At 42.4% G+C, this 641-nt stretch carries 1 protein-coding gene; it reads right to left on the reverse strand.

The features are described from left to right. Window positions 1-360: 360 nt before the first annotated feature. Window positions 361-489, reverse strand: coding sequence for a hypothetical protein (locus tag ACYQ4S_RS12120; protein ID WP_459771414.1), 129 nt, complete (start codon window positions 487-489; stop codon window positions 361-363). Window positions 490-641 lie beyond the last annotated feature (152 nt).

Genomic DNA, 641 nt, shown 5'->3' on the forward strand with positions numbered 1-641 from the left:
AAGAGAAAGGAGCATACGCTCCCAATGCTCTTCGGACTTTTTTTAGTAACTATTGTAGAAGACAATCCGCTGGTCTAAACTGACAAACGTGCTGGAATAAACAGATTCTGTCGCTTAATTGACCCATTTTCTTAAAAAAAACTGCCGGAATAAAGTGACATTTACTGGCTGGATTATTTTGCTTTTCTACAGCTAAGAGAATCATTCGCCACTTTGCAGAACCAGCCCTTTAATGATTTAAAGACTCGCCAGTCGGCGGGTCTTTTCACTTTCCAAAAGCTTGTCATTATGGCCAGAGCTTTGTTCCTTGACACCAAAAAGGATGCGTCTCAAAAGAAGACGCATCCTTTATTTACCTATTCAAACTTTCCATTCACCGACATAGACATTTTCGCCTTCCACCATGCCTTCTTTCCTGAAGCCGAATGATTTATAAAGACGAATCGCCAGGTCGTTGTCCGGTTCAGCACCGATCCTCAGGTCCCTCACATGCCTGTGAGGCTTGAACTCTTTCTAAAAAAAGCTTCGGCTACGCCTTCGCCCTTTTGGGATAGTGCGTAGCCATTACTTTTTCAGTTCTGAATTATCGTAGACGATACCGTGAATACTCTTATAGTAAACAGGAACCATCTCATTTCCAC

This window comes from Alkalibacterium sp. s-m-28 (assembly GCF_054658175.1).